Annotated in this window: 18 protein-coding genes; 12 read left to right on the top strand and 6 right to left on the bottom strand. The window is 70.4% G+C overall.

The genetic code is table 11. From position 1 onward, the window contains the following. Positions 1-12: 12 nt before the first annotated feature. The 8 genes from ACYVF7_RS34860 to ACYVF7_RS34825 all read left to right on the top strand — a co-directional run bounded on the left by ACYVF7_RS34860 (position 13) and on the right by ACYVF7_RS34825 (position 9,611). A complete protein-coding gene (locus ACYVF7_RS34860; protein ID WP_460349091.1) occupies positions 13-663 on the top strand; it encodes an HAD family hydrolase in 651 nt (216 codons plus the stop codon). Between the two features lie 214 nt (positions 664-877). Continuing rightward, complete coding sequence (locus ACYVF7_RS34855; protein ID WP_460349089.1) at positions 878-1,312, top strand: hypothetical protein; 435 nt, start codon at positions 878-880, stop codon at positions 1,310-1,312. A 251-nt stretch (positions 1,313-1,563) separates the two neighbouring features. Next, positions 1,564-2,562, top strand: a complete 999-nt coding sequence (locus ACYVF7_RS34850; RefSeq protein ID WP_460349087.1) for an ABC transporter permease — start codon at positions 1,564-1,566, stop codon at positions 2,560-2,562. 47 nt (positions 2,563-2,609) lie between these two features. After that, positions 2,610-4,361, top strand: coding sequence for an ABC transporter substrate-binding protein (locus ACYVF7_RS34845; protein WP_460349085.1), 1,752 nt, complete (start codon positions 2,610-2,612; stop codon positions 4,359-4,361). A gap of 79 nt (positions 4,362-4,440) precedes the next feature. Then, a complete protein-coding gene (locus ACYVF7_RS34840) occupies positions 4,441-5,454 on the top strand; it encodes an ABC transporter permease (RefSeq protein ID WP_460349083.1) in 1,014 nt (337 codons plus the stop codon). Continuing rightward, the gene (locus tag ACYVF7_RS34835) at positions 5,451-6,503 is read left to right on the top strand and encodes an ABC transporter ATP-binding protein (RefSeq protein ID WP_460349081.1); all 1,053 of its coding nucleotides are present in this window, start codon (positions 5,451-5,453) and stop codon (positions 6,501-6,503) included. The genes ACYVF7_RS34840 and ACYVF7_RS34835 overlap by 4 nt, the downstream gene beginning before the upstream one ends. A 76-nt stretch (positions 6,504-6,579) precedes the next feature. Beyond that, positions 6,580-7,668, top strand: coding sequence for an ABC transporter ATP-binding protein (locus ACYVF7_RS34830; RefSeq protein ID WP_460349079.1), 1,089 nt, complete (start codon positions 6,580-6,582; stop codon positions 7,666-7,668). Between the two features lie 239 nt (positions 7,669-7,907). Continuing rightward, on the top strand, positions 7,908-9,611 hold the full coding sequence (locus tag ACYVF7_RS34825; RefSeq protein ID WP_460349077.1) for an ABC transporter substrate-binding protein: 1,704 nt from the start codon (positions 7,908-7,910) through the stop codon (positions 9,609-9,611). A gap of 32 nt (positions 9,612-9,643) precedes the next feature. On the opposite strand, the gene ACYVF7_RS34820 is transcribed toward ACYVF7_RS34825, so the two are convergent. The 6 genes from ACYVF7_RS34820 to ACYVF7_RS34795 form a co-directional block, all read right to left on the bottom strand. Continuing rightward, the gene (locus ACYVF7_RS34820) at positions 9,644-12,157 is read right to left on the bottom strand and encodes an ABC transporter permease (RefSeq protein WP_460349075.1); all 2,514 of its coding nucleotides are present in this window, start codon (positions 12,155-12,157) and stop codon (positions 9,644-9,646) included. After that, positions 12,154-12,948 (bottom strand): ABC transporter ATP-binding protein, encoded by a 795-nt coding sequence (locus tag ACYVF7_RS34815; protein WP_460349074.1) that lies wholly within the window; start codon positions 12,946-12,948, stop codon positions 12,154-12,156. The genes ACYVF7_RS34820 and ACYVF7_RS34815 overlap by 4 nt, the downstream gene beginning before the upstream one ends. A gap of 310 nt (positions 12,949-13,258) precedes the next feature. After that, positions 13,259-13,936 carry a response regulator gene (locus tag ACYVF7_RS34810; protein WP_252783550.1) on the bottom strand — a complete coding sequence of 226 codons (678 nt, stop codon included), beginning with the start codon at positions 13,934-13,936 and terminating at the stop codon, positions 13,259-13,261. Further along, positions 13,937-15,124 (bottom strand): sensor histidine kinase, encoded by a 1,188-nt coding sequence (locus ACYVF7_RS34805; protein ID WP_460349071.1) that lies wholly within the window; start codon positions 15,122-15,124, stop codon positions 13,937-13,939. A 74-nt stretch (positions 15,125-15,198) separates the two neighbouring features. Next, positions 15,199-15,828 carry a 3'-5' exonuclease gene (locus tag ACYVF7_RS34800; protein ID WP_460349069.1) on the bottom strand — a complete coding sequence of 210 codons (630 nt, stop codon included), beginning with the start codon at positions 15,826-15,828 and terminating at the stop codon, positions 15,199-15,201. 63 nt (positions 15,829-15,891) lie between these two features. Further along, the gene (locus tag ACYVF7_RS34795) at positions 15,892-16,806 is read right to left on the bottom strand and encodes a RecB family exonuclease (RefSeq protein ID WP_460349066.1); all 915 of its coding nucleotides are present in this window, start codon (positions 16,804-16,806) and stop codon (positions 15,892-15,894) included. Between the two features lie 174 nt (positions 16,807-16,980). Between ACYVF7_RS34795 and ACYVF7_RS34790 the strand changes: the two genes are divergently transcribed. From ACYVF7_RS34790 to dop, 4 genes are all read left to right on the top strand, one after another. Beyond that, positions 16,981-18,111 carry a site-2 protease family protein gene (locus ACYVF7_RS34790; protein ID WP_460349064.1) on the top strand — a complete coding sequence of 377 codons (1,131 nt, stop codon included), beginning with the start codon at positions 16,981-16,983 and terminating at the stop codon, positions 18,109-18,111. Between the two features lie 9 nt (positions 18,112-18,120). Next, positions 18,121-19,092, top strand: a complete 972-nt coding sequence (locus ACYVF7_RS34785) for a tRNA (adenine-N1)-methyltransferase (protein ID WP_460349062.1) — start codon at positions 18,121-18,123, stop codon at positions 19,090-19,092. A gap of 238 nt (positions 19,093-19,330) precedes the next feature. Further along, complete coding sequence (arc, locus tag ACYVF7_RS34780; RefSeq protein ID WP_460349060.1) at positions 19,331-21,103, top strand: proteasome ATPase; 1,773 nt, start codon at positions 19,331-19,333, stop codon at positions 21,101-21,103. 306 nt (positions 21,104-21,409) lie between these two features. Next, positions 21,410-22,924 (top strand): depupylase/deamidase Dop, encoded by a 1,515-nt coding sequence (gene dop, locus ACYVF7_RS34775; protein WP_460349058.1) that lies wholly within the window; start codon positions 21,410-21,412, stop codon positions 22,922-22,924. Positions 22,925-23,098 lie beyond the last annotated feature (174 nt).

Below are 23,098 nucleotides of genomic sequence, written 5' to 3'. Positions count from 1 at the left end.
CCTGGGAGGGAGATGGTGCGGGTGCTGCAGGCGGTCCTGTTCGACATGGACGGGTTGCTGCTCGACTCCGAGCGGCTCTGGCTGGAGGCCGAGGCCGACGTGATGGCCTGGCTCGGCGGGTCGTGGGGGCCGGAGCACCAGGAGTTCCTGGTCGGCGGCTCGCTCGATCGCACGGTCGCCTACATGCTGGAGCTGACCGGTACGCCCGCCGCCCCCGAAGAGGTCGGCCGCAGGCTGCTCGACGCGATGGCCGGACGGCTGCGCGCTGACGTCCCGCTGATGCCGGGCGCCCGCGACCTGCTCGACGAGGTCCGCGCCGCCGGCCTGCCGTCCGCGCTGGTCTCCTCCACCCACCGGGCCCTGATGGAGTACGCCCTCGACGGCCTGGGGCGCGACAGCTTCACCGTGACGGTCGCCGGGGACGAGGTGAGCCGCACCAAGCCCCACCCTGAGCCGTACCTCTCGGCGACCCGCCTCCTGGACGTCGACCCGCGCCGTTGCGTCGCCCTGGAGGACTCGCTCAACGGGGCGACCAGCGGCGCGGCCGCCGGCTGCCACGTCGTCGCGGTGCCCAGCGTGGTGCCGATCGACGCGGCGCCGCGCCGTACGGTCGTGACCTCCCTGCGCGAGGTCGACCTGGACCGCCTGCGGGCCCTGATCTGACCGGCGGCCTCAGGGATCGGCTGACCGGCCGCCTCAGGGATCGCCCCGGGTCATGCCGGGGGAGTACCCGGAACGGTCCCGGAGGAGGAGTGCCAGACGCGTCATGACGTGTCACGATGGAGAGGTCACGACAGGGGTCGGGGGTGAGGCCCGGCCGGCCCGGCGGCTTCGCTCGCGCCGGAAGGGTCGCCCCCCGCAGCGGTGAGGTGCGTCAATGAGCGATGTCCTTCTGTTCACGATCAGCCTGGCGGCCACGGTGCTGGGCCTGCTGGGCAGCTGGGGTGCCTACCGCAGGCGCGGGGCCGCCTCGGGCATGCGGGGCGCCGCTTGGTCCATGGTGCCGATGGGCGCCTACCTCACCGGCCTGACCAAGTTCCTGGCCGATCTGGCGTTCAGCCCGGTCAAGTGGGTCGGAGTGGCCCTGTTCGGGCTCGGCGCGCTCCTCTACGTCGCCTCGGGCGTCATGCTGCGCAAGGGCTCGCCGGCCGAGGACGAGCCCGGTCGCAAGAGCGCTCCCAAGGCGCCCAAGAGCGCGTCCAAGGGTGCGTCGAAGGGCGAGCTCGAGAGCCGCCGGACGACCCCGGGATCGGCGGTCGACCCGGACCTCGCGGAGATCGAAAAGATTTTGAAGAACCGTGGTATCAGCTGATGACCTGCGAAGATATGAAAAGAGGGTAACGCTCCGCGTTCGGGGGTTCACGCCTCCGCGAGATCACGTCTGCCCTTGATGACGACGAGATCACAATCGAGACACGGGTACTAGCGCCAGGCTGCTCACGGGCGTGAGAGTCATTCCGGAGAGGATAGGTTCCCTCTCCGATGGACTGAAATGGCCGGGGTCCTCACGGAGGCTCCGGGACGGTCCTTGAATGAACAATGCGCGCGTTGGAGGTACCTGTCGTGACCGCACCGATCGAGGTCACCGGATCGGAGCTCGAGGCACAGCCCGATGCCGTCCTCGGTGGCGCGCGCAAGATCGAGGGGCGCTCGCTCGGTCAGATCGCGCTGATGCGGCTGCGGCGCGACAAGCTCGCGATCACCGGCGGTGTCGTGGTGATCCTGCTGATCCTCATGGCGATCCTGGCCCCGCTGCTGAGCTCCTGGTTCGGGCATCCGCCGAGCCAGTTCCACCAGGACCAGATCGACCCGAACCTCCAGCGCCCGCTGCACGGCCCGTGGCACTCGGGGATCAGCGGGAAGTTCCCGCTCGGGGTCGAGCCGACCAACGGCCGGGACATCTTCAGCCGCATCGTCTACGGCGCCCGCATCTCCCTGCTCATCGCCTTCCTGGCCACGCTCCTGTCCGTGATCATCGGCACCGTCCTCGGTATGATCGCCGGCTACTTCGGCGGCTGGGTCGACACGGTGATCGCCCGGGCGATGGACGTCTTCCTGGCCTTCCCGATCCTGCTGTTCGCCATCGCGCTCGGCGGCGTCGTGCAGGGCAAGGCGTTCGGGCTGTCCGGCAACGGGCTGCGCATCGCGCTGCTGATCTTCGTCATCGGCTTCTTCAACTGGGCCTACATCGGCCGGATCATCCGGGGCCAGACCCTGTCGCTGCGCGAGCGGGAGTTCGTCGACGCCGCGCGGTCGATGGGAGCGCGCGCCCCGTACATCCTGTTCCGTGAGCTGCTGCCGAACCTCGTCGCGCCGATCCTGGTGTACTCCACGCTGCTGATCCCGACGAACATCCTGTTCGAGGCGGCGCTGTCCTATCTCGGCGTGGGCGTCAACGAGCCCACCCCGACCTGGGGCGGCATGCTCTCCCAAGCGGTACCGATCTACTCGCTCGACCCCTGGTTCATGATCGTGCCCGGTGTCGCGATCTTCATCACGGTGCTCGCTTTCAACCTGTTCGGCGACGGTCTCCGCGACGCTCTGGACCCGCGGACCCGCTGACCACTCGCTTTCCCCAAGAAATGTCCCACAAGGAGGAACGTAGCCAAATGAGGAGATCAATCCCTCTCGTCGCGACGGGGCTCGCGGCGACCCTCGCCCTGGCCGCCTGTGGCGGCGGGAGCGGTGGTTCAAGCGGGAGCAGCAGCGGTGACGGCTCGTTCAACGCCGGCCTGACGCGGGTCGTGAACCCGTCCACCAAGACGGGTGGCACGCTGCACCTGGCCAACGCGGGCGACTGGGACAACGTCGACCCGGCCGACACCTACTACGCGTTCTCGTGGAACTTCGCGCGGTTCTACGGACGGACGCTGATGATGTTCAAGTCCGTGCCGGGCAAGGACGGCCTCCAGCTGACCCCCGACCTCGCGCAGGGCCCGGGCCAGCACAGCGCCGACCTGAAGACCTGGACCTACAAGATCAAGCCGGGCATCAAGTACGAAGACGGCACGCCGATCAAGACCCAGGACATCAAGTACGACATCGAGCGGTCGCTGGACAAGAAGACCTTCCCGAACGGTCCGACGTACTTCAACGACTACCTCGACACGCAGGGCTACACCTCGCCCTACAACGACAAGACCCCGGGCAAGCTGGGTCTGAAGGCCATCGACACGCCGGACGACTCGACGATCGTCTTCCACCTGAAGAAGCCGTTCGGCGCGTTCGACTACTTCGCGATGCTGCCGTCCACGATGCCGGTGCCGCCGGCCAAGGACACGGGCGCGAACTACAAGCAGCACGTCGTCGCCACCGGCCCGTACAAGTTCGAGAGCTACACGCCGAACAAGTCGATCGTCCTGGTCCGCAACACCAACTGGGACCCGAGCACCGACCCGAACCGCAAGCAGCTGCCCGACCGGGTCGAGGTCCAGCTCGGGATCAACGCCGACGACGTCGACAACCGCCTCATCAACGGGACCCTGCAGAGCGACGTGCAGAGCACCGGCGTGCAGGCGGCCGCCGCCGGCCGCATCCAGTCGCAGCCGCGGCTGAAGAAGAACGCCGACGCCGCCCCGACGGCCCGCCTGTGGTACGTCGCGGTCTCCGGTGACGTCGCGCCGTTCAACAACATCCACTGCCGCAAGGCGATCGAGTACGCCGCCGACAAGCAGGCCATGCAGACCGCCTTCGGCGGCCCGCTCTCGGGCGGCGACATCGCCACCCACCTGATCATGCCGGTGCTGCCGGGCAGCAAGGACATGAACCCGTACCCGTCCGGCGCGGACAACCACGGGGACATCGCCAAGGCCAAGCAGGAGCTGGCGGCCTGTGGCCAGCCGAACGGTTTCAAGACCTCCATCAGCGCCCGCACCGAGCGGACCAAGGAGGTCAACGCCGCGCTCGCGCTGCAGCAGAGCCTCGCGAAGGTCGGCATCCAGGCGGACATCAAGAAGTACCCGCAGGGCGACTACTTCAAGCTGTACGCCGGCAAGCCGGAGTACGTGAAAAAGAACGGCCTCGGCCTGATGATGATGGCGTGGGCAGCGGACTGGCCGGAGGGCTTCGGCTACCTGTCCCAGATCGTCGACAGCCGCGTCATCCGTGATGCCGGCAACACCAACCTCGGCGTCAAGGACTCCGAGGTCGACAAGACGCTGGACAAGGCCGTGGTCACCGCCGACACGAACGCCCGGAACGACCTGTGGGCCCAGATCGACGCCAAGGTCATGGACGACGCCTACATCGTGCCGTTCCTGAACGTGAAGGGCCTGATGTACCGGCCGCCGTCCGCGAAGAACGCGTTCATCAACCAGGGCCTCAACGGCGAGTACGACTTCGTCCAGATGGGCGTGAAGTAACTTCTCTTCCCTAGAAGGCAGGTGAAGGCCGTCGGTGGCCGGCGGGCGATGCGCCCGCCGGCCACCGTGGCCGGGCACTGTGGTCACATTCCTCATCCGGCGTCTGCTCGCCGCGATCGCGCTGCTCGTCATCGTGAGCATGGTGACGTTCGCGATCTTCTTCCTCGTGCCGAGGCTGACCGGGGCCACCACCGCGGACCTCGCGTCCCGGTATGTCGGCAAGAGCGCCGGTCCGCAGGCGGTCCACGAGGTCGAGATACGGCTCGGGCTGAACAAGCCGCTGGCGATCCAGTACTGGAACTTCGTCAAGGGCATCGTCGTCGGCGCCCACTTTGACGCCGGCCCCTCGAAGGTCTGGTGCGGGCCGCCGTGCTTCGGCTACTCCTTCATCAACCAGACGCCGGTCTGGCCGACACTGCTCGACCGTGCTCCGATCACCCTCTGGCTCGCGGCCGGCGCGGCGATCATCTGGTTGCTGTTCGGCGTCTCGGCGGGCGTCGTGTCCGCGCTGAAGCGGGGCACGGTCGTCGACCGTCTGTCGATGGGCCTCGCGCTGGCCGGGGTGTCGCTGCCGATCTACTTCACCGGCCTGCTGTCACTGGCGATCTTCCGCGACAAGCTCGAATGGTTCCCCGACGCCGGGACCTACGTCGGATTCACCGACAATCCGCTCCAGTGGGCGTCGAACATGGCCCTGCCCTGGGTCACCCTCGCCTTCCTCCAGGCGGCCCTGTACGCCCGGCTCACCCGGGCGGGCATGCTCGAGACGATGGGGGAGGACTACATCCGGACGGCGCGCGCCAAGGGCCTGCCCGAGCGCACCGTGATCGTCCGGCACGCGCTACGGGCCACGCTCACCCCGGTGCTGACCATCTTCGGCCTGGACCTGGGCATGCTGCTCGGCGGCGCGGTGCTCACCGAGAGCACCTTCTCCCTGCCCGGGCTGGGCAAGTTCGCCATCGACTCGATCAGGAACAACGACCTCCCGAGCGTCCTCGGCGTGGTCATGCTCGGCGCGTTCTTCATCGTGCTGGCCAACCTCATCGTGGACGTCCTGTACGCGGTGATCGACCCGAGGGTGAGGCTGTCGTGACCGAGGACCAGACCGCCGCCCCGGCGGGGCCCCGGGCCTTCCTGGAGGTCCGCGACCTGCGCATCCACTTCCCGACCGACGACGGCCTGGTCAAGTCCGTCGACGGGCTGTCGTTCAGCCTCGAACGCGGCCGCACGCTCGGCATCGTCGGCGAGTCCGGCTCGGGCAAGAGCGTCACCAGCCTCGGCCTGCTCGGCCTGCACAACCGCCGCAACGCCAAGGTCTCCGGCGAGATCTGGCTGGACGGCGAGGAGGTCGTCGGCTCCTCCCCGGAGCAGGTCCGCCGCATGCGCGGCCGGAAGATGGCGATGATCTTCCAGGACCCGCTGTCGTCGATGCACCCCCTCTACACGATCGGCGCCCAGATCATCGAGGCGTACCGGATCCACAACAACGTCAGCAAGGAGGTCGCGCGCAAGCACGCGATCGACATGCTGGGCCGGGTCGGCATCCCGCAGCCGGACCGGCGCGTCGACGACTACCCGCACCAGTTCTCCGGCGGCATGCGGCAGCGCGCGATGATCGCCATGGCGCTGTCCTGCGACCCCGAACTGCTCATCGCCGACGAGCCCACCACGGCGCTCGACGTGACGGTGCAGGCGCAGATCCTCGACCTGATCCGCGACCTGCAGGAGGAGTTCGACTCCGCCGTCATCATGATCACCCATGACCTGGGCGTGGTCGCCGAGCTGTCCGACGACATCCTCGTGATGTACGGCGGACGGTGCGTGGAGTACGGCTCGGCCGAGGACATCTTCCACCGGCCCGAGCACCCCTACACCTGGGGCCTGCTCGGCTCGATGCCGCGCCTGGACCGCGACCGGTCCGAGCGCCTGCTGCCGATCAAGGGCTCCCCGCCCAGCCTCATCAACGTCCCGGTGGGCTGCGCGTTCAGCCCTCGCTGCGCCTACGCTGAGCTCAACGAGGGCCGCAGCGAGACCGAGCGGCCGGAGCTGAGCGAGATCGCGCCGGGCCACCGGGTCGCCTGCCACCTCGCCCGGGACGACCGGCGGCGCATCTGGAACGACGAGATCCGGCCGAGGCTTTGAGCGACAGCGGCGGCCGCGCGGCGCCGGCGGTCCACGGACGGCACCGGCCCGCGGGCCGGAGTGAACTGGAGAGACAGTGACTACACCCGACAGCGAGGTCGTGGCGGAGCAGCGGCCGGCCGACGACGGCGACGCGCTGCTGGAGGTCCGTGGGCTGCGCAAGCACTTCCCGGTGACCCGTGGCGCGGTGATCAAGCGCCAGGTCGGCGCGGTCAAGGCGGTCGACGGCATCGACTTCACGGTGCGCCCGGGCGAGACGCTCGGCCTGGTGGGGGAGTCCGGCTGCGGCAAGACCACCACCGGACGGATGATCACTCGTCTGCTCGAGCCGACGGACGGCCAGATCATCTTCGAGGGTCAGGACATCACCCACGTCTCCCAGGGGAAGATGCGGCCGCTGCGGCGCGACCTGCAGATGATCTTCCAGGACCCGTACTCCTCGCTGAATCCGCGCAAGACCGTCGGCTCGATCATCGGCGCGCCGTTCCGGCTGCAGGGCATCGAGACCGAGAGCGGCGTCAAGCGGGCCGTCCAGGACCTCCTCGAGGTCGTCGGGCTCAACCCCGAGCACTACAACCGCTACCCGCACGAGTTCTCCGGCGGTCAGCGCCAGCGCATCGGCATCGCCCGCACCCTCGCCCTGCGGCCCAAGCTCATCGTCGCGGACGAGCCGGTCTCCGCGCTCGACGTGTCGATCCAGGCGCAGGTGGTCAACCTCCTGGAGGACCTGCAGGAGGAGTTCAACCTCACCTACGTCGTCATCGCCCACGACCTGTCGGTGGTACGCCACATCTCCGACCGGATCGGCGTGATGTACCTCGGCAAGATGGTCGAGATGTCCGACGGCAAGGGCCTGTACGAGAGCCCGATGCACCCCTACACCGTCGCGCTGCTGTCGGCGGTCCCGATCCCCGACCCGACCAAGCGCAAGGGCCGCGAGCGCGTCCGGCTGCAGGGCGACGTGCCCAGCCCGCTCAACCCGCCGCCGGCCTGCCGGTTCCACACGCGATGCTGGAAGGCCCAGGAGATCTGCGGCACGGTCGAGCCACCGCTGGTCGAGATCCTGCCCGGGCATAGCGTCGCCTGCCACTTCCCGGAGAACGCCCCGGAGGGCGCGGGCGAGAAGGTCACCAAGGCGGCCGAGGAGGCCGGCCTCGCCGACTAGGGCGACCAACCCGGAACGCACGCCCGCCCCCGCGCCCCCGACGGCGCGGGGGCGGGCGTTTTCGCGTCCGGCCGTCAGGCGGCGGTACGCGGCGCGCGGCCGTGTTAGGCGGCGGTACGGAGTGCCGGGTCCTCAGGCGGCGCTCCGGGGTGCGCGGGCGTCGTCCAGGGCGCGGAAGGTGGCGAAGCTCTCACGGCATGCGCTTGGTGCAAACATGCACTCGTTGCAATGATTTATCCGTGAGAGGTAGATTCACGGCCTGCGCCGTCCTCCTCGTGCTCGGCGTCGCCGCCTGCGGGGGCGGGCGGACCACCGCGCGCCCCGGCACGTCGTACGACCAGGCGTCGTCCGGGGTCGTGCGCCCGTCGACGGCCCGCGGCGGCACCCTGCGCCTGGCCGTCACCGACGCCCCGGTCTCCCTCGACCCCGGCGACATCGGACTGGCCTACGAGGCGGACCTCGCCCGCCTGTACGCGCGCTCCCTCGTCACCTACGCGCCGGCGCCCGGAGCGGCGGGCCTGCGCCTCGTGCCGGACCTGGCCGAGGGCCTCGGGCGGCCGGGCGACGGCGGCCGGACCTGGACGTACCGGCTGCGGCGCGGCCTCACGTACGAGGACGGCACCCCCGTACGGGCCCGCGACGTCAAGTACGCCGTCGCCCGCAGTGGCTACACCGCCCAGCTCACCCACGGGCCCCGCGACCTGCGCGAGGCGCTCACCGGCACTTACTGGGGTCCCTACCTCGACCGCGACCTGGACCACTTCACCGGCGTCACCACCCCGGACGACCGTACGATCGTGTTCCACCTGCGACGCCCCGACTTCGACTTCGACCAGTTGGCGGCGAGCCCGCAGACCGCGCCCGTTCCTGCGGCGAAGGACACCCGGCTCGCCTACGAGAAGCACCCCCTGTCGACCGGGCCCTACCGTTTCGCGCGGCACGACGTCGGCACGGGCTTCACGCTCGTGCGCAACCCGCACTGGCGTGACGACCCGAACCGCGCGGCCCTGCCCGACCGCATCGAGGTGACCGAGAGGGTCGCAGCCGCCGACCTGGACGCCCGGCTGCGCGCCGGGTCCCTCGACGCCGACCTGGCCGGTGCCGGAGTCCTGCCGGAGACGCGCACCGCGATCCTCGCGTCGCCCGCGGCGAGAGCACGGGCGGATGACCCGCCGACCGGGCTGGAGCGCTATGCCGCGCTGTCGACCGGCGTCGAACCGTTCGGCGACGTCCACTGCCGCCGCGCCGTCCAGTACGCCGTCGACCGGTCCGCGGTCCAGCGCGCCTCCGGCGGCCCCGCCGTGGGCGCTCCGGCCACGCACGTGCTGCCGCCCACCGTCACCGGGTACCGGCCCGCCGACCCGTACCCCCGCGACCTCACGCGGGCCCGGCAGGAGCTCCGGGCGTGCGGCCGCCCCGGCGGGTTCACCACGGGCGTCGCCGTACGCGGGGACCGCCCGGGCGACGTCGACGCCGCTCAGGCCCTGCGCCGGTCCCTGGCGGACGTCGGCATCGGCGCCCAGGTCACCACCCTGTCGGCGTTCCAGTGGGGGAGCACCGCCGGTTCGCCCGCTTACGTCCACCGGCACGGCCTCGGTATCCTCATCGACGCCTGGGCCGCGGACCGGCCCACCGGCTACGCCTTCCTGCGGCCCCTGACCGGCCCCGTCGCGAAGGTCAACAACCCGAACCTCACGGAACTGCGCGACCCGCGCGTCGACCGGATCCTGACCGAGGGCACCGGGATCTCCGACGACCGGCGCCGGGCGGACACGTGGGCCGAGGCCGACCGCGCCGTCATGGAGTCGGCCGCCTTCGTGCCCCTTCTCACCGAGAAGACCGTGCTGTACCGGCCGGACGCCCTCACCGGCGTCTACGTCCATCCGGCCTACGGGACGTACGACTTCGCCGCGCTCGGCCTCCGGACGACGGCGTCCCCCTGACCGGACACGGCGGTCAGGGGGACGGCCCGGACTCACTCGAAGGCGATCGCCCTCAGCACGTCCATCCGGGAGGCACGCCAGGCCGGCCAGAGCGCCGCGAGGACGCCGATGACCGCCGACAGGATCACGTAGCCGACGAGGGTGGAGACCGGCACGCTCAGGACGTTCACGCCCTGGTCGCTGACCGCCCGCTGCACGCCGATCCCGAAGATCACGCCGATGCCGATGCCGAGCACCGCCCCGAACAGCGCGATCAGCACCGACTCCAGGCGGATCATCCGGCGCGTCTGCCGGCGGCTGGTGCCGATGGCCCGCAGCAGCCCGATCTCCCGCGTCCGCTCGATCACCGACAGCGCCAGGGTGTTGATGATCCCGAGCCCGGCGATGATGATCGACAACGCCAGCAGGACCGTCAGCAGCGTCACGAACTGGTCGACGCTCTTCTGGACGCTCTTCTTCACGTCCGACTGATCCTGCACCTGCAGGTCCGGGAAGGCGCTCAGCGCCCTCTCGATGCCCTTCTTCGTGGCGGCGTCGGCCTTCGTCGTCTTGATCATCAGACCGGTGCCCGTCGGGCGGTCCGTGTGCGCCAGGTAGGCCGGCAGCGCCAGCACCCGCGAACCCAGGAGCGGGTTCTTGGCGTACACGCCGGCGACCCGTACCGAGGCGGTCTTGCCGTCGGGGAAGCGGACGGGGATCGTCGAACCCACCTGCAGATGGTCGGAGGTGGCGGTCGGCTCGGCCACCAGCAGGCCGTCATCGCCGAGGTCCGCCGAGCCGGACACCAGCGACAGCCGGGCCGTGCGCTTCAGGTCCTCGGGGCGGTCGGTGGCCAGGAACGGCTGCGCCTTCTTCCCGACCGCGAACCGGCCGGAGTACAGCGCCGTGACCAGCTCGACGCCGGGCACGGACCGCACCGCCTGCGCGGGCTCCGCCGGGCTGAACGCCCGTGCCGTCGCGGAGACCATGTAGTCGGCGGCGAAGCTCTTGTCGACCTGCCGCGAGATCGAGGCCTTCGCCGACGCGCTCATCACGTTGATCCCGCTGACCAGCGCCAGCCCGATCATCAACGCCGAGGCGGTCGCCGCCGTACGGCGCGGGTTGCGCAGGGCGTTCTGCTTCGCCAGGCGGCCCGGCGTGCGGAACAGCCGCGGATACGCCGCGCCGACCACCTTCACGACCGGGCGCGCGATCACCGGAGCGAGCATCGCCACGCCGAGGAAGACCAGCGCCAGGCCCACGCCCAGCAGCGCAAGCCCCGACCCGCCGAGCCCGAGCCCGGCCAGCACCACGCCGGCCGCGGTCACCAGCGACCCGACCAGCACGCGGATCCGCAGCGACCGCTGGGGCATGGCGACGTCGTCGCGCATCGCGGCGACCGGCGGGATCTTCGCCGCCCGGCGGGCGGGGAAGTAGGCCGCCACGACGGTGACCACCATGCCGACCGCGTACGACCAGAGCACCGGCTTGTAGGTGAAGGCCAGCCCGCCTTGGAACTCGGCGCCGAGCGCATTGAACAGCTGCCGCAGCAGCAGCGCGAGGCCCACGCCGGCGGCCAGGCCCATCGTCGAGCCGACGAACCCGACGCCGATCGCCTCGCCGAGCACCGCGCGGGTGACCTGCCGGCGCGAGGCGCCCACCGCGCGCAGCAGCGCCAGCTCGCGGGAGCGCTGGGCGACCAGCATCGAGAAGGTGTTGAAGATGATGAACGCGCCGACGAAGATCGAGATCACCGCGAACACCAGCAGGAACGTCCGGATGAACGACAGGATGCGCCCGACTTCGCTCTTGTTCTCGTCGCGCATCTTCGTGCCGGTGATCGCCTCGTAGTCCGGCGACGGCAGCACCTGCTGGATCCGGTCGCGCAGCGCCGTCTCGGAGACGCCGCCCTGCGCGGCCACGGTGATGTCGCTGAACCGTCCCGGCTTCAGCAGCAGCCGCTGCGCGGTGCGCTGGTCGAACGCCGTGACCGTGGCGCCCATGAGGTTGCCGGAGTCGACGATCCCGACGACCGCGACGGTCTGTGGCGGCCCCTGGATGATGACGCGGGTCTGATCCCCGACCTTCAGGCCGGCCTTGGCGGCCGCCTTGTCGTCGATGGCGACCTCGCCCGGGCCAGCCGGGCCGCGCCCCGCCTTCAGCGGGAAGTCCTTGTTGTCCGGGTCCCAGTCGGTGCCCAGCTGCGGCGCCCCGGACCCGCCGACCACCTTGCCGTTCTTTCCGACCAGGGCGGCGAAGCCGCCCACCGAGCCGTGCACCCGCCCCACGCCCGGCACCTTGGCGATGGTCGCGGCCAGGGACGCGGGGAGCGTCGGCGCCTCCGCGCCGTTCTGGCCGTCCCCGCCGTCGACGACCTTTTTCGGCCGGACCTGCACCGCGACGCCCTTGCCGGTCTTGGAGAACAGCTGGTCGAACTGGCGGCTCATCGTGTCGGTGAACACGAGGGTCCCGGCGACGAACGCCACCCCGAGCACGACCGCGAACGCCGTCAGCGCCAGGCGCAGCTTGTGCGCGACCAGGTTGCGCACGGTGACCTTGAGTATCACCGGGAGCCGACCCCCGGCAGCTCGAAGCCCTTCATGCGCTCCAGGACCTTCTCCGCCGTCGGATCCGCCATCTGGTCCACGAGCCGCCCGTCGGCGAGGAACAGCACCAGGTCCGAGTAGGCCGCCGCCACCGGGTCGTGCGTCACCATGACGACCGTCTGGTTCATCTCCCGCACCGCGCTGCGCAGGAACGACAGGACCTCCGCGCCCGAACGGGAGTCCAGGTTGCCGGTCGGCTCGTCCGCGAAGATGATCTCCGGGCGGCCGACCAGGGCACGGGCGCACGCCACCCGCTGCTGCTGGCCGCCGGACAGCTCGCTCGGCCGGTGCTTCAGCCGATCACGCAGCCCGATCGTGTCGACGACGGTGTCCAGCCACGCCTGGTCCGGCTTACGGCCGGCGATGTCCAGCGGCAGCGTGATGTTCTCCAGCGCCGTCAGCGTCGGCACGAGGTTGAACGCCTGGAAGATGAACCCGATCCGGTCCCGACGCAGCCGCGTCAGGCGCTTGTCGTCCAGCCGGGTCAGCTCGACGTCCCCGATGAACACCCGCCCGGCGCTCACCGAGTCCAGACCCGCCATGCAGTGCATGAGGGTCGACTTTCCCGAGCCGGAGGGCCCCATGATCGCGGTGAACCGGCCTGCGGGCAGATCTACCGACACCTCGTTCAGCGCGACGACCTTCGCGTCACCCCGGCCGTACTCCTTGGTGATCCGCTCGGCGCGCGCGGCCGGCGCGGCGACGACGGGACCGGGCGGACCGCCGGTCACGGGGGAGGGGAAATCGGTCACGGAGGAGGCTCCCTGCTCGCATGTCGGGGTTGTCGCAGATGAGACTAGGGCGCGGCTCGAACGGTTTCGTCGGCCCAGCGAACGGAGCATGATTCCACCCGCAGATGGAGCGGTGCGCCGGTCTCCTCCTGCGGGAGGAGACCCTCTCGGGGGAGCGACCCCGCGGAAGCGATCTTGGGAAGCGACCTCGTGAGGGCGATCTCGGCGGAAGCGACCTCGGGAGGTCGACCTTGGAGGGAGCGACCTCGGGAGAGCGACCTCGGGAGAGCGACCTTGGAGGGAGTGACCTCGGGAGGGCGACCCGCGCCGGCTATCCCTGACCCGGCTGGGTGAGGCCCGTCTCGTAGGCGAACACGACGGCCTGCACGCGGTCGCGCAGTCCCAGCTTGGCGAGAAGGTTGCCCACGTGGGTCTTCACCGTCGTCTCGCTGACCACCAGCTCCGCCGCGATCTCCGCGTTCGACAGCCCCCGGGCGACGTGCCGCAGCACCTCCAGCTCCCGTTCGGTGAGCATCCGCAGCCCGCGCGGCGGCGCCGTCTCCCGTACGGCCGGCAGCCGCGTCGCGAACTTGTCCAGCAGCCGCCGCGTCACGCTCGGCGCGACGATCGCGTCACCGGCCGCCACGATCCGGATCGCGGTCACCAGATCCTCCGGCGGCGCGTCCTTCAGCAGGAATCCGCTGGCCCCCGCCCGTACCGCCTCGACGACGTACTCGTCCAGGTCGAACGTGGTCAGGATCAGCACCCGCGGATCGTGCGTGGCCGCGCCCTCCCGGACGATCCGCCGTGTCGCCTCGATCCCGTCGACGCCCGGCATCCGGATGTCCATCAGGACCACCTCCGGCAGAAGCGTCCGCGTGAGCTCCACGGCCTGCGCGCCGTCACCGGCCTCGCCTACCACCGCGATATCCGGCTCCCCCTCGAGGATGAGCCGGAAGCCGGTGCGCAGCAGCGGCTGATCGTCGACGAGGAGCACCCTGATCGTCACCTAGACCTCCAACGGGAAACGGGCGCGGACCTCGAAGCCACCGCCCGAACGCGGTCCGATCCGCAGATCGCCACCATAAAGGGCGACACGTTCGCGCATGCCCACCAGCCCATGCCCACGGCTGCCGTTGGACTGCCCGAGCCCGGCCGCCAGCCCCCGGCCGTCGTCCTCCACCTCCACCGTCAGGTGGCGATCGGTGAAGTGAATGCGCACCCACGCCCGCGCCTGCGGGCCGGCGTGCTTCAGCGTATTGGTCAGCGCCTCCTGGATCAGCCGGAACGCCGCGAGGTCGACGCCCGGAGACAGCGACCGGCTCTCCCCCTCGATCCACAGCTGCACCTGCATCCCCGTCTCCCGCAGGTGATCCACCAGCTCGCCGACGTCGCTCACCCCCGGCTGCGGCGACAGCTCCCCGCGCACCGGCTCGGCCTCCGTCCGCAGAACCCCCACCACGCGCCGCATCTCGCCCAGCGCCGTACGGCCCATCTGCTCGATCGTCGTCAGCGCGTCCCGTACGGCGTCCGGGTCCCGCTCGAGGATCCGCCGCGCCGCGCCCGCCTGCACGGTCATCACGCTGACGTGGTGGGCCACCACGTCGTGCAACTCCCGCGCGATGCGCGAACGCTCTTCCGTGCGCGCCGCCCGCGAGTCGGCCTCCCGCGCGCGTTCCAGACGCCGCGCCCGGGCCTCGAGCTCGTCCAGGTACGCCCGGCGCAGCCGCAGGCTCCGCCCCAGCCACCACACGCCGATGAACAGGATCGCGTTGGTCACCGTCGGCCAGAAGTCGGCGCCCAGCGAGATCAGCATCACAATGAACGCCATCAGCGTCGCCGCGCCGGCCGGAAGGCTGGTCGCCAGCCCGCGATGCGCCGCGACCGTGTACGTGGCGATGAGCACGGCCACCGCGGGTGCCGAAATGTCGTACCCCGTCGCCGTCAGCGCCACGCACACGCCCGTCGCGAACCCCAGCACCGTCACAGGGACCCGCCGCCGCACCGTGAGGGACAGCAGCGCCATGCTGCTCAGTACGAGGCTGAAGGCGTCCGGCCGCGTCCCCGACGCGCCGTTGTCGCCCTGAAGCGTGACCGCGGCCAGGAAGGCCGCCGCCAGAAGAACGGACATCAGCGCATCCGCCATGATCGGATGCGCCTCCAGCCACGCGCGGCGACCACGGATGAGCTCGGACACACCCACACGTTAGGGCGTGTGGCCGGATGTGGTCCCCTCCTGCGCGCGGATCCCGTCTCCTCCTGCGGGATGAGTCAGCCGTCCTCCCTGGCGTTCCAGGCCATGAGGTTCTGCAACAGCTCGGCCTGCTCCATCGCGTCGTCGAGCGCGTTGTGCGTGTGCGGCCGCCGGGACAGCAGGTGACGCGGCATCCTGCCCTTGACCGACCGGGTCACCGTCTCCCCGGACCTGGCGGCGTACAGCGTCTTGAGGTCCAGGAAACGCGAGTGCCCGAACGGCGACCCCGTCTCGGCGAACCTCACGAAGTACCAGTAGAGGAACATCCAGTCGAAGCCGAGCGGATAGGCCACGAACACCGGCTTGCCGCCCTCCGCGCCGGCGGCCGACCGCACCCACTCGGCCGCCGACGTCATCGCCTCCGCCGGATCACGGCCCTCCCGTAGCAGGCGGTCGCGGTCCAGCCCGCTGACGGCCAGCGCGTCGGGGTCGTACTCGTCGCTGATCGGCCGCAGCTCGGCGTAGAACGTCGTCGCCTCCGGATCCCGTCGCGCGAACGTTCGGCCGTCGTACGTCGCCGCGACCGCGAACCCGAAGCTGATCATCGAGTACGGGCCGGGGATCGGGCCGTCGGCCTCCACGTCGGCCGAGATGTACACGTCGGGAGAAGGCCGGCTGAGCGATCGCAGTGTCTGGTTCCGGCTCATATCAGCCGATCATGCCGGTCACCGAGTGCCCGGTCACCTGGTTTTCCGCCTACCGTGCCGCCGTCACACGTCGTCGCGCGGGTCGCGGGGGGAAACCTCGTCCTGCGGCGCCGCCGCTCCGGCGGGCGCGGCCGGCAGCGGCGGGGGCTCGCCCCCGAACGACGGGCAGCGCTGCTGATGGTCGCACCAGTCGCACAGCCGGCTCTTGCGCGGCCGCCACTCACCGGAGTCCATCGCCCGGCGGATCGCCTGCCACAGCGCGTCGACCTTCCGCTCGGTCGCCCGCAGATCGGCCTCGTCCGGGGAGTAGCGCAGGACCTCGCCGTTGCCGAGATACATCAGCTGCAGCAGCCTCGGCACCGTGCCGCGCAGCCGCCACAGCACCAGCGCGTAGAACTTCATCTGGAACAGCGCCCGCGCCTCGAAGTCCGCGCTCGGCGCCCTGCCCGTCTTGTAGTCGACGACCCGCACCTCACCGGTCGGAGCGACGTCGAGCCGGTCGATGTAGCCCCGCAGCAGCAGCCCCGAATCCAGGACCGTCTCCACGTACAGCTCACGGCTCGCCGGCTCCAGCCGCCGCGGATCCTCCAGCGCGAAGTAGCGCTCGACCATCGTCCGAGCCTCTGCCAGCCACTCCGCGCGCGCCGCCTCGACGTCCGTCTCGTCGTCCGCGCCGTCGAAGAGCGTCTCCAGCTCCGGCTCCTCGGCCAGCAGCCGATCCCACTCCGGCCCCAGCAGCTCCAGCGCCGCCGCCGGCGTCCGCCCCGCCGCCGGGATGTCGTACAGCCGCTCCAGCACCGCGTGCACGAGCGTGCCGCGCACGGCCGCCGGACTCGGCCGCTCCGGGATCCGGTCGATCACCCGGAAGCGGTACAGCAACGGGCACGTCATGAAATCACCCGCCCGCGACGGGGACAACGTGCCGATCACGCTGGCGTCGCCGCCCGACCGGGCCGCGGCGGTCTCGATGGCCGTCATGCCCGCAACCCTAGGGGAGACCTGCGACAGATTCGGGCCGGGACCGCGCCTCGCGACCTCAGGGCGTGTCCGACGAATCCGCAGTCCGGCTGCGCGGAGACCGCTCGCTACGAACGGGACTCGTCGGACACGCCCTTAGGCCGCCTTGACGACCCGCCGCGTACCATTCCGAACGTGGCAGACAGCACCCCCCGCGACGGCGAACGCCCCACCCGCCCGGGAATCCTCATGGGCCGGCCGTTCGGCATTCCGGTGTACGTCTCGCCGACCTGGTTCATCGTCGCGATCATCATCACGGTGATGTTCGAGCCCACCGCGCTGCGCATCGTCGACCGGCCGGAGAGCTTCCTCGTCGCCTTCACCTACGCCGTGCTGCTGTACGCGTCCGTGCTCGTCCACGAGCTCAGCCACTCCGTCGTCGCCCGGAGATTCGGCCTCCCCGTGCGCGCCATCACGCTGCACATCCTCGGCGGCGTCTCCGAGATCGAACGCGAGCCCCGCACCCCCGGCCGTGAGTTCGCCGTCGCGGCCGCCGGCCCGATCCTGTCCCTCGCCCTGGCCGCCGGCGGCTTCGCCGCCCTCCACCTCGCCACCCTGCCCCCGGTCGCCGAGCTGCTCCTCGAGGCGCTCACCGTCGCCAACCTCATCGTCGGCGTCTTCAACCTCCTGCCCGGGCTGCCCCTCGACGGAGGCCGCATCGTCCGCGCCGGCGTGTGGAAGATCACCGGACGGCAGCGCACCGCCACCGTCACGGCCGGCTGGATCGGCCGGGGCGTCGCCATCGCCGTCCTCGCCGCCAGCGCCGCCATGTCCGTCACCGGCGGCAACCACTGGCTCACCGTGCTGTGGGGCGCCCTCGTCGCCTCCTTCATCTGGATGGGCGCCGGCGAGGCCATCCGCGTCGCCGAGCTCCGCGAGCGCATCCCCCTCCTCAACGCCCGCGCCCTCGCCCGCCGCGCCGTCCGCGTCCCCCAGGACCTGCCCCTCGCCGAGGCCATCCGCCGCGCCCGCGAGGCCCGCGCCGGCGCCATCGTCGTCGTCGAACCGGACGGCGCCCCGATCGGCATCGTCAGCGAGAGCGCCGTCAACGCCACCCCCGAGCACCGCCGCCCCTGGGTCGACGCCGCCGGCCTCACCCGCACCCTCGACCCCGACCTCATCCTGCCCGCCGACCTCGCCGGCGAGGACCTCCTCGCCGCGATCCAGCGCGCCCCCGCCACCGAATACCTCCTCGTCGAACCCACCGGGGAGATGTACGGCGTGCTCGTCACCGAGGACGTCAGCCGTACCGTCGCGAAGCCGTAGCCTTAGAACATGACCGAACCCTCCACCGCCGGTTCCCGCATGCCCAAGGTCCCGCACGGACCGTTCCGTCCCGGCGACCGGGTTCAGCTCACCGACCCCAAGGGCCGCATCAACACCATCACCCTCCAGCCCGGCAAGCTCTACCACAGCCACAAGGGCTCCATCCCGCACGACGAGATCATCGGCAGCCCTGAAGGCACCGTCTTCCGCTCCTCCGGCGGCACCGAGTACCTCGCCTTCCGCCCCCTCCTCTCCGACCACACCCTGCGCATGCCACGCGGCGCCGCCGTCGTCTACCCCAAGGACGCCGCCCAGATCCTCGCCGCCGCCGACATCTTCCCCGGCGCCCGCGTCGTCGAGGCCGGCGTCGGCTCCGGCGCCCTCACCTGCTGGCTCCTGCGCGCCGTCGGCGAACACGGCCACGTCTCCTCCTACGAGCGCCGCGCGGACTTCGCCGACATCGCCCGCGCCAACGTCGAGGGCTACTTCGGCGCCCCGCACCCCGCCTGGAGCCTCACCGTCGGCTCCCTCGAGGACGTCCTCGCCGACACCGACGTCGACCGCGTCGTCCTCGACATGCTCGCCCCCTGGGAATGCCTCGACGCCGTCGCCAAGGCCCTCGTCCCCGGCGGCATGGTCTGCGCCTACGTCGCCACCACCACCCAGCTCTCCCGCGTCGTCGAGGCCCTCCGCGAGCACGGCACCTTCGCCGAGCCGTACGCCTTCGAGACCCTCGTCCGCTCCTGGCACGTCGAAGGCCTCGCCGTACGCCCCGACCACCGCATGGTCGGCCACACCGGATTCCTCGCCACCGCGCGGCGCCTCGCCGACGGCGTACGCCCCCCGGCGCGCCGCCGACGCCCCGCCAAGGGTGCCTACGCCGACGCCGAGACGACGCCCCGCGAGGCCGAGACGACGCCCCGCGAAGCCGAGACGACGCCCCGGGAAGCCGCCGCCGAACCCGATCTGTCCGGAGAGTGACGAGAATCTCTCCACCCCGAACGGCCCTGTCCGAACGCGAGGACTTGCGCCGTTCGGCCCTCGAAGCGATCTTTTTGTCCTAGACCGGGGGCTTCCACCGCAGGTCCTCCACCTCACAGACCTGCCACTTCATCCAGAACATGGTTCCCACGCCACGACACGAGTACCCACGGGCCAGGTTACGGAGGCGCTCGGGATAGGTAGGGTTTCAGATAGGTCGTCGTCTCTGCCTGAGGAGGTGACGAGCGTGGCCGCTCGTGACGATGCCGGGGCGCGTAAGGCGCAGCACGAAAAGGAGGTCCGCGACCTCCAGACGCAGGTCTCCTTCCTGGAGGAGGAGATCTCCGTGCTGCGCCGCAAGCTCGCGGAGTCCCCCCGACAAGTTCGTGTACTCGAAGAGCGCCTTCACGAGGCGCAGGCAAGCCTGGCCGCGGTAACGGGCCAGAACGAACGTCTCGTGGCGACTCTCAAGGAAGCCCGAGAGCAGATCATCGCCCTGAAGGAGGAGGTCGACAGGCTCGCGCAGCCACCGTCGGCCTTCGGAACGTTCCTCGCCGCACGCGAGGACGGCACGGTCGACATCTTCACCGGTGGCCGCAAGCTACGGGTGAACGTCAGTCCGGGCATTGAGACCGACGAGTTGCAGCGTGGCCAGGAGGTCATGCTCAACGAGGCGCTCAATGTCGTCGCCGCGCTCGAGTTCGAGACGCAGGGCGAGGTCGTCATGCTGAAGGAGGCCTTCGAAGACGGCGAACGCGCCCTCGTGATCGCGCACGCCGACGAAGAACGCGTCGTCAAGCTGGCCGAGCCCTTGCGCGGAGTAGCCCTGCGCGCCGGCGACTCGCTCATGCTCGACACCCGATCCGGATACGCCTACGAGAAGATCCACAAGGCGGAGGTCGAGGAGCTCGTCCTCGAAGAGGTTCCCGACATCTCCTACCAGGAGATCGGCGGGCTCGGACCGCAGATCGAACAGATCCGCGACGCCGTCGAGCTGCCCTACCTCCACGCCGACCTGTTCCGGGAGCACCAGCTCCGTCCCCCGAAGGGAGTCCTGCTGTACGGCCCGCCCGGCTGTGGCAAGACCCTCATCGCCAAGGCGGTCGCCAACTCCCTCGCCAAGCAGGTCGCCGAGAAGACCGGAGCCGAGGGGAAGAGCTTCTTCCTCAACATCAAGGGCCCCGAGCTGCTCAACAAGTACGTCGGCGAGACCGAGCGGCACATCCGCCTCGTCTTCCAGCGGGCCCGCGAGAAGGCCTCCGCGGGAACCCCCGTGATCGTGTTCTTCGACGAGATGGACTCCATCTTCCGCACCCGCGGATCCGGTGTCTCATCCGACGTCGAGAACACCATCGTCCCCCAGCTGCTGTCGGAGATCGACGGAGTCGAGGGCCTGGAGAACGTCATCGTCATCGGCGCCTCCAACCGGGAAGACATGATCGACCCGGCGATCCTCCGCCCCGGCCGACTCGACGTGAAGATCAAGATCGAGCGTCCCGACGCCGAAGCGGCCAAGGACATCTTCTCCAAGTACATCCTCACCGGCCTGCCGCTCCACCCCGACGACCTGAAGGAGCACGGCAACTCGGCGGACGCCACCGTCGACGCGATGATCCAGCGGGTCGTCGAACGGATGTACAGCGAGACCGAGGAGAACCGCTTCCTGGAGGTCACCTACGCCAACGGTGACAAGGAGGTCCTGTACTTCAAGGACTTCAACTCCGGAGCGATGATCCAGAACATCGTCGACCGGGCCAAGAAGATGGCCATCAAGGACTTCCTCGACCACGGTCAGAAGGGCATGCGGGTCACCCACCTTCTCGCCGCCTGCGTCGACGAGTTCAGCGAGAACGAGGACCTGCCCAACACCACCAACCCCGACGACTGGGCCCGCATCTCCGGGAAGAAGGGCGAGCGGATCGTGTACATCCGCACCCTCGTCTCCGGAAAGCAGGGCACAGAGGCCGGACGTTCGATCGACACCGTCGCGAACACCGGGCAGTACCTCTGACCCAGCACCACCCCGTGGCGGCCGGAACACCCGTTCCGGCCGCCACGCGGCATTTCCGGCACCCGTACGGCTCTGGACCGCATCCGGAAGCGCTAGTACGGGGGAGGCCGCGCCCGGCCGCGTCAGGCGCTCCCACGGCTCCGCACGCCGCCTACGACACGTTCGCCGTCCCGGCCCGCCCGCCGTCCCCAGCGGGCCTGTGATGACCGCTTGCGGGCACCCCGGCCCTGCTCCTACGACGCGTTTCGCATCACGATCCCGCCGTGCCGCGCTGGACCACGGCCATGGCGCATTAGGCTCGGACCTATGAGCGTGCGGCGGGTGATGGGTATCGAGACCGAGTACGGCATTTCCGTTCCCGGTCAGCCAGGGGCCAACGCGATGGTGACCTCCTCGCAGGTCGTCAACGCCTACCTCGCGGCATCGGCGGCGAAGGCCAGGCGGGCGCGGTGGGACTTCGAGGAGGAGAACCCCCTCCGCGACGCCCGCGGCTTCGACCTGGCACGGGAGGTCGCCGACCCCTCCCAGCTCACCGACGAGGACCTCGGGCTGGCCAACGTCATCCTGACCAACGGGGCCCGCCTCTACGTCGACCACGCCCACCCGGAGTACTCCACGCCCGAGTGCACCAACCCCCGGGACGCCGTGATCTGGGACAAGGCCGGAGAGCGCGTCATGGCCGACGCCGCCGCCCGGGCCGCCCGGGTGCCGGGCACCCACCCCATCCAGCTCTACAAGAACAACACCGACAACAAGGGCGCCTCCTACGGCTGCCACGAGAACTACCTGATGCGCCGGGAGACCCCGTTCTCCGACATCGTCCGGCACCTCACGCCGTTCTTCGTCACCCGGCAGGTGGTCTGCGGCGCCGGCCGGGTCGGCATCGGTGTCGACGGCCGCGGCGACGGCTTCCAGATCAGCCAGCGGGCCGACTTCTTCGAGGTCGAGGTCGGCCTCGAGACCACCCTCAAACGTCCCATCATCAACACCCGTGACGAGCCACACGCCGACCCGGAGAAGTACCGCCGGCTGCACGTCATCATCGGCGACGCGAACATGAGCGAGGTCTCCACCTACCTCAAGCTCGGCACGACGGGCCTGGTCCTCGCCATGATCGAGGACGGCTTCCTCACCGTGGACCTGTCGGTGGACATGCCGGTCGCCACTCTGCGGGCGATCTCCCACGACCCCAGCTGCAAGCACCTGCTCACGCTGCGCGACGGCCGCAAGATGACCGCAGTCCAGTTGCAGATGGAGTACCTCGAGCAGTCCCGCAAGTACGTCGAGGACCGCTTCGGCAGCGACGTCGACGAGCTGACCACCGACATCCTGGCCCGCTGGGAGTCGGTCCTGCAGCGGCTCGGCGAGGACCCGATGCAGCTGTCCCGCGAGCTCGACTGGGTCGCCAAGCTCGAGCTCCTCGAGGGCTACCGCAGCCGCGACGGGCTCGACTGGTCCCACCCGCGCCTGCAGCTCGTCGACCTGCAGTACTCCGACGTCCGCGCCGAGCGCGGCCTGTACAACCGCCTCGCCGCCCGTGGGCGCATGGAGCGCATCATCACGGACGCCGACATCGAGGCGGCGATCGAGAACCCGCCGGAGGACACCCGCGCCTACTTCCGGGGCCGGTGCCTGCGGCAGTACGCCGACTCCGTCGCGGCGGCGTCCTGGGACTCGGTCATCTTCGACGTGCCCGGCCGGGAGTCGCTGCAGCGGGTCCCGACGCTCGAGCCGCTGCGCGGCACCAAGGCGCACGTCGGGACGCTCCTGGACCGCTGCCGCACCGCCGCGGACCTCGTCACCGCCCTCACCGGCGAATGACCCGCACGCCCGCCCGTACGCCCTCCTCGGACCGCGTACGGGCGGTCGCGTGAGCGGGTGGCGGCTGTGATCGCTGCACAGTTGTGACGGCTATGCCCGTTTCGCGGAGATCGCCACTGGCGATAACGGCGTCAGAAGACCAACCGTCGATCGGCGTGGCACACGGTGCGTGAT

Source organism: Actinoallomurus acanthiterrae (assembly GCF_054775715.1).
Note: the sequence above shows the minus strand (reverse complement) of the source record. Positions and strands in the feature narration are given on the sequence as shown.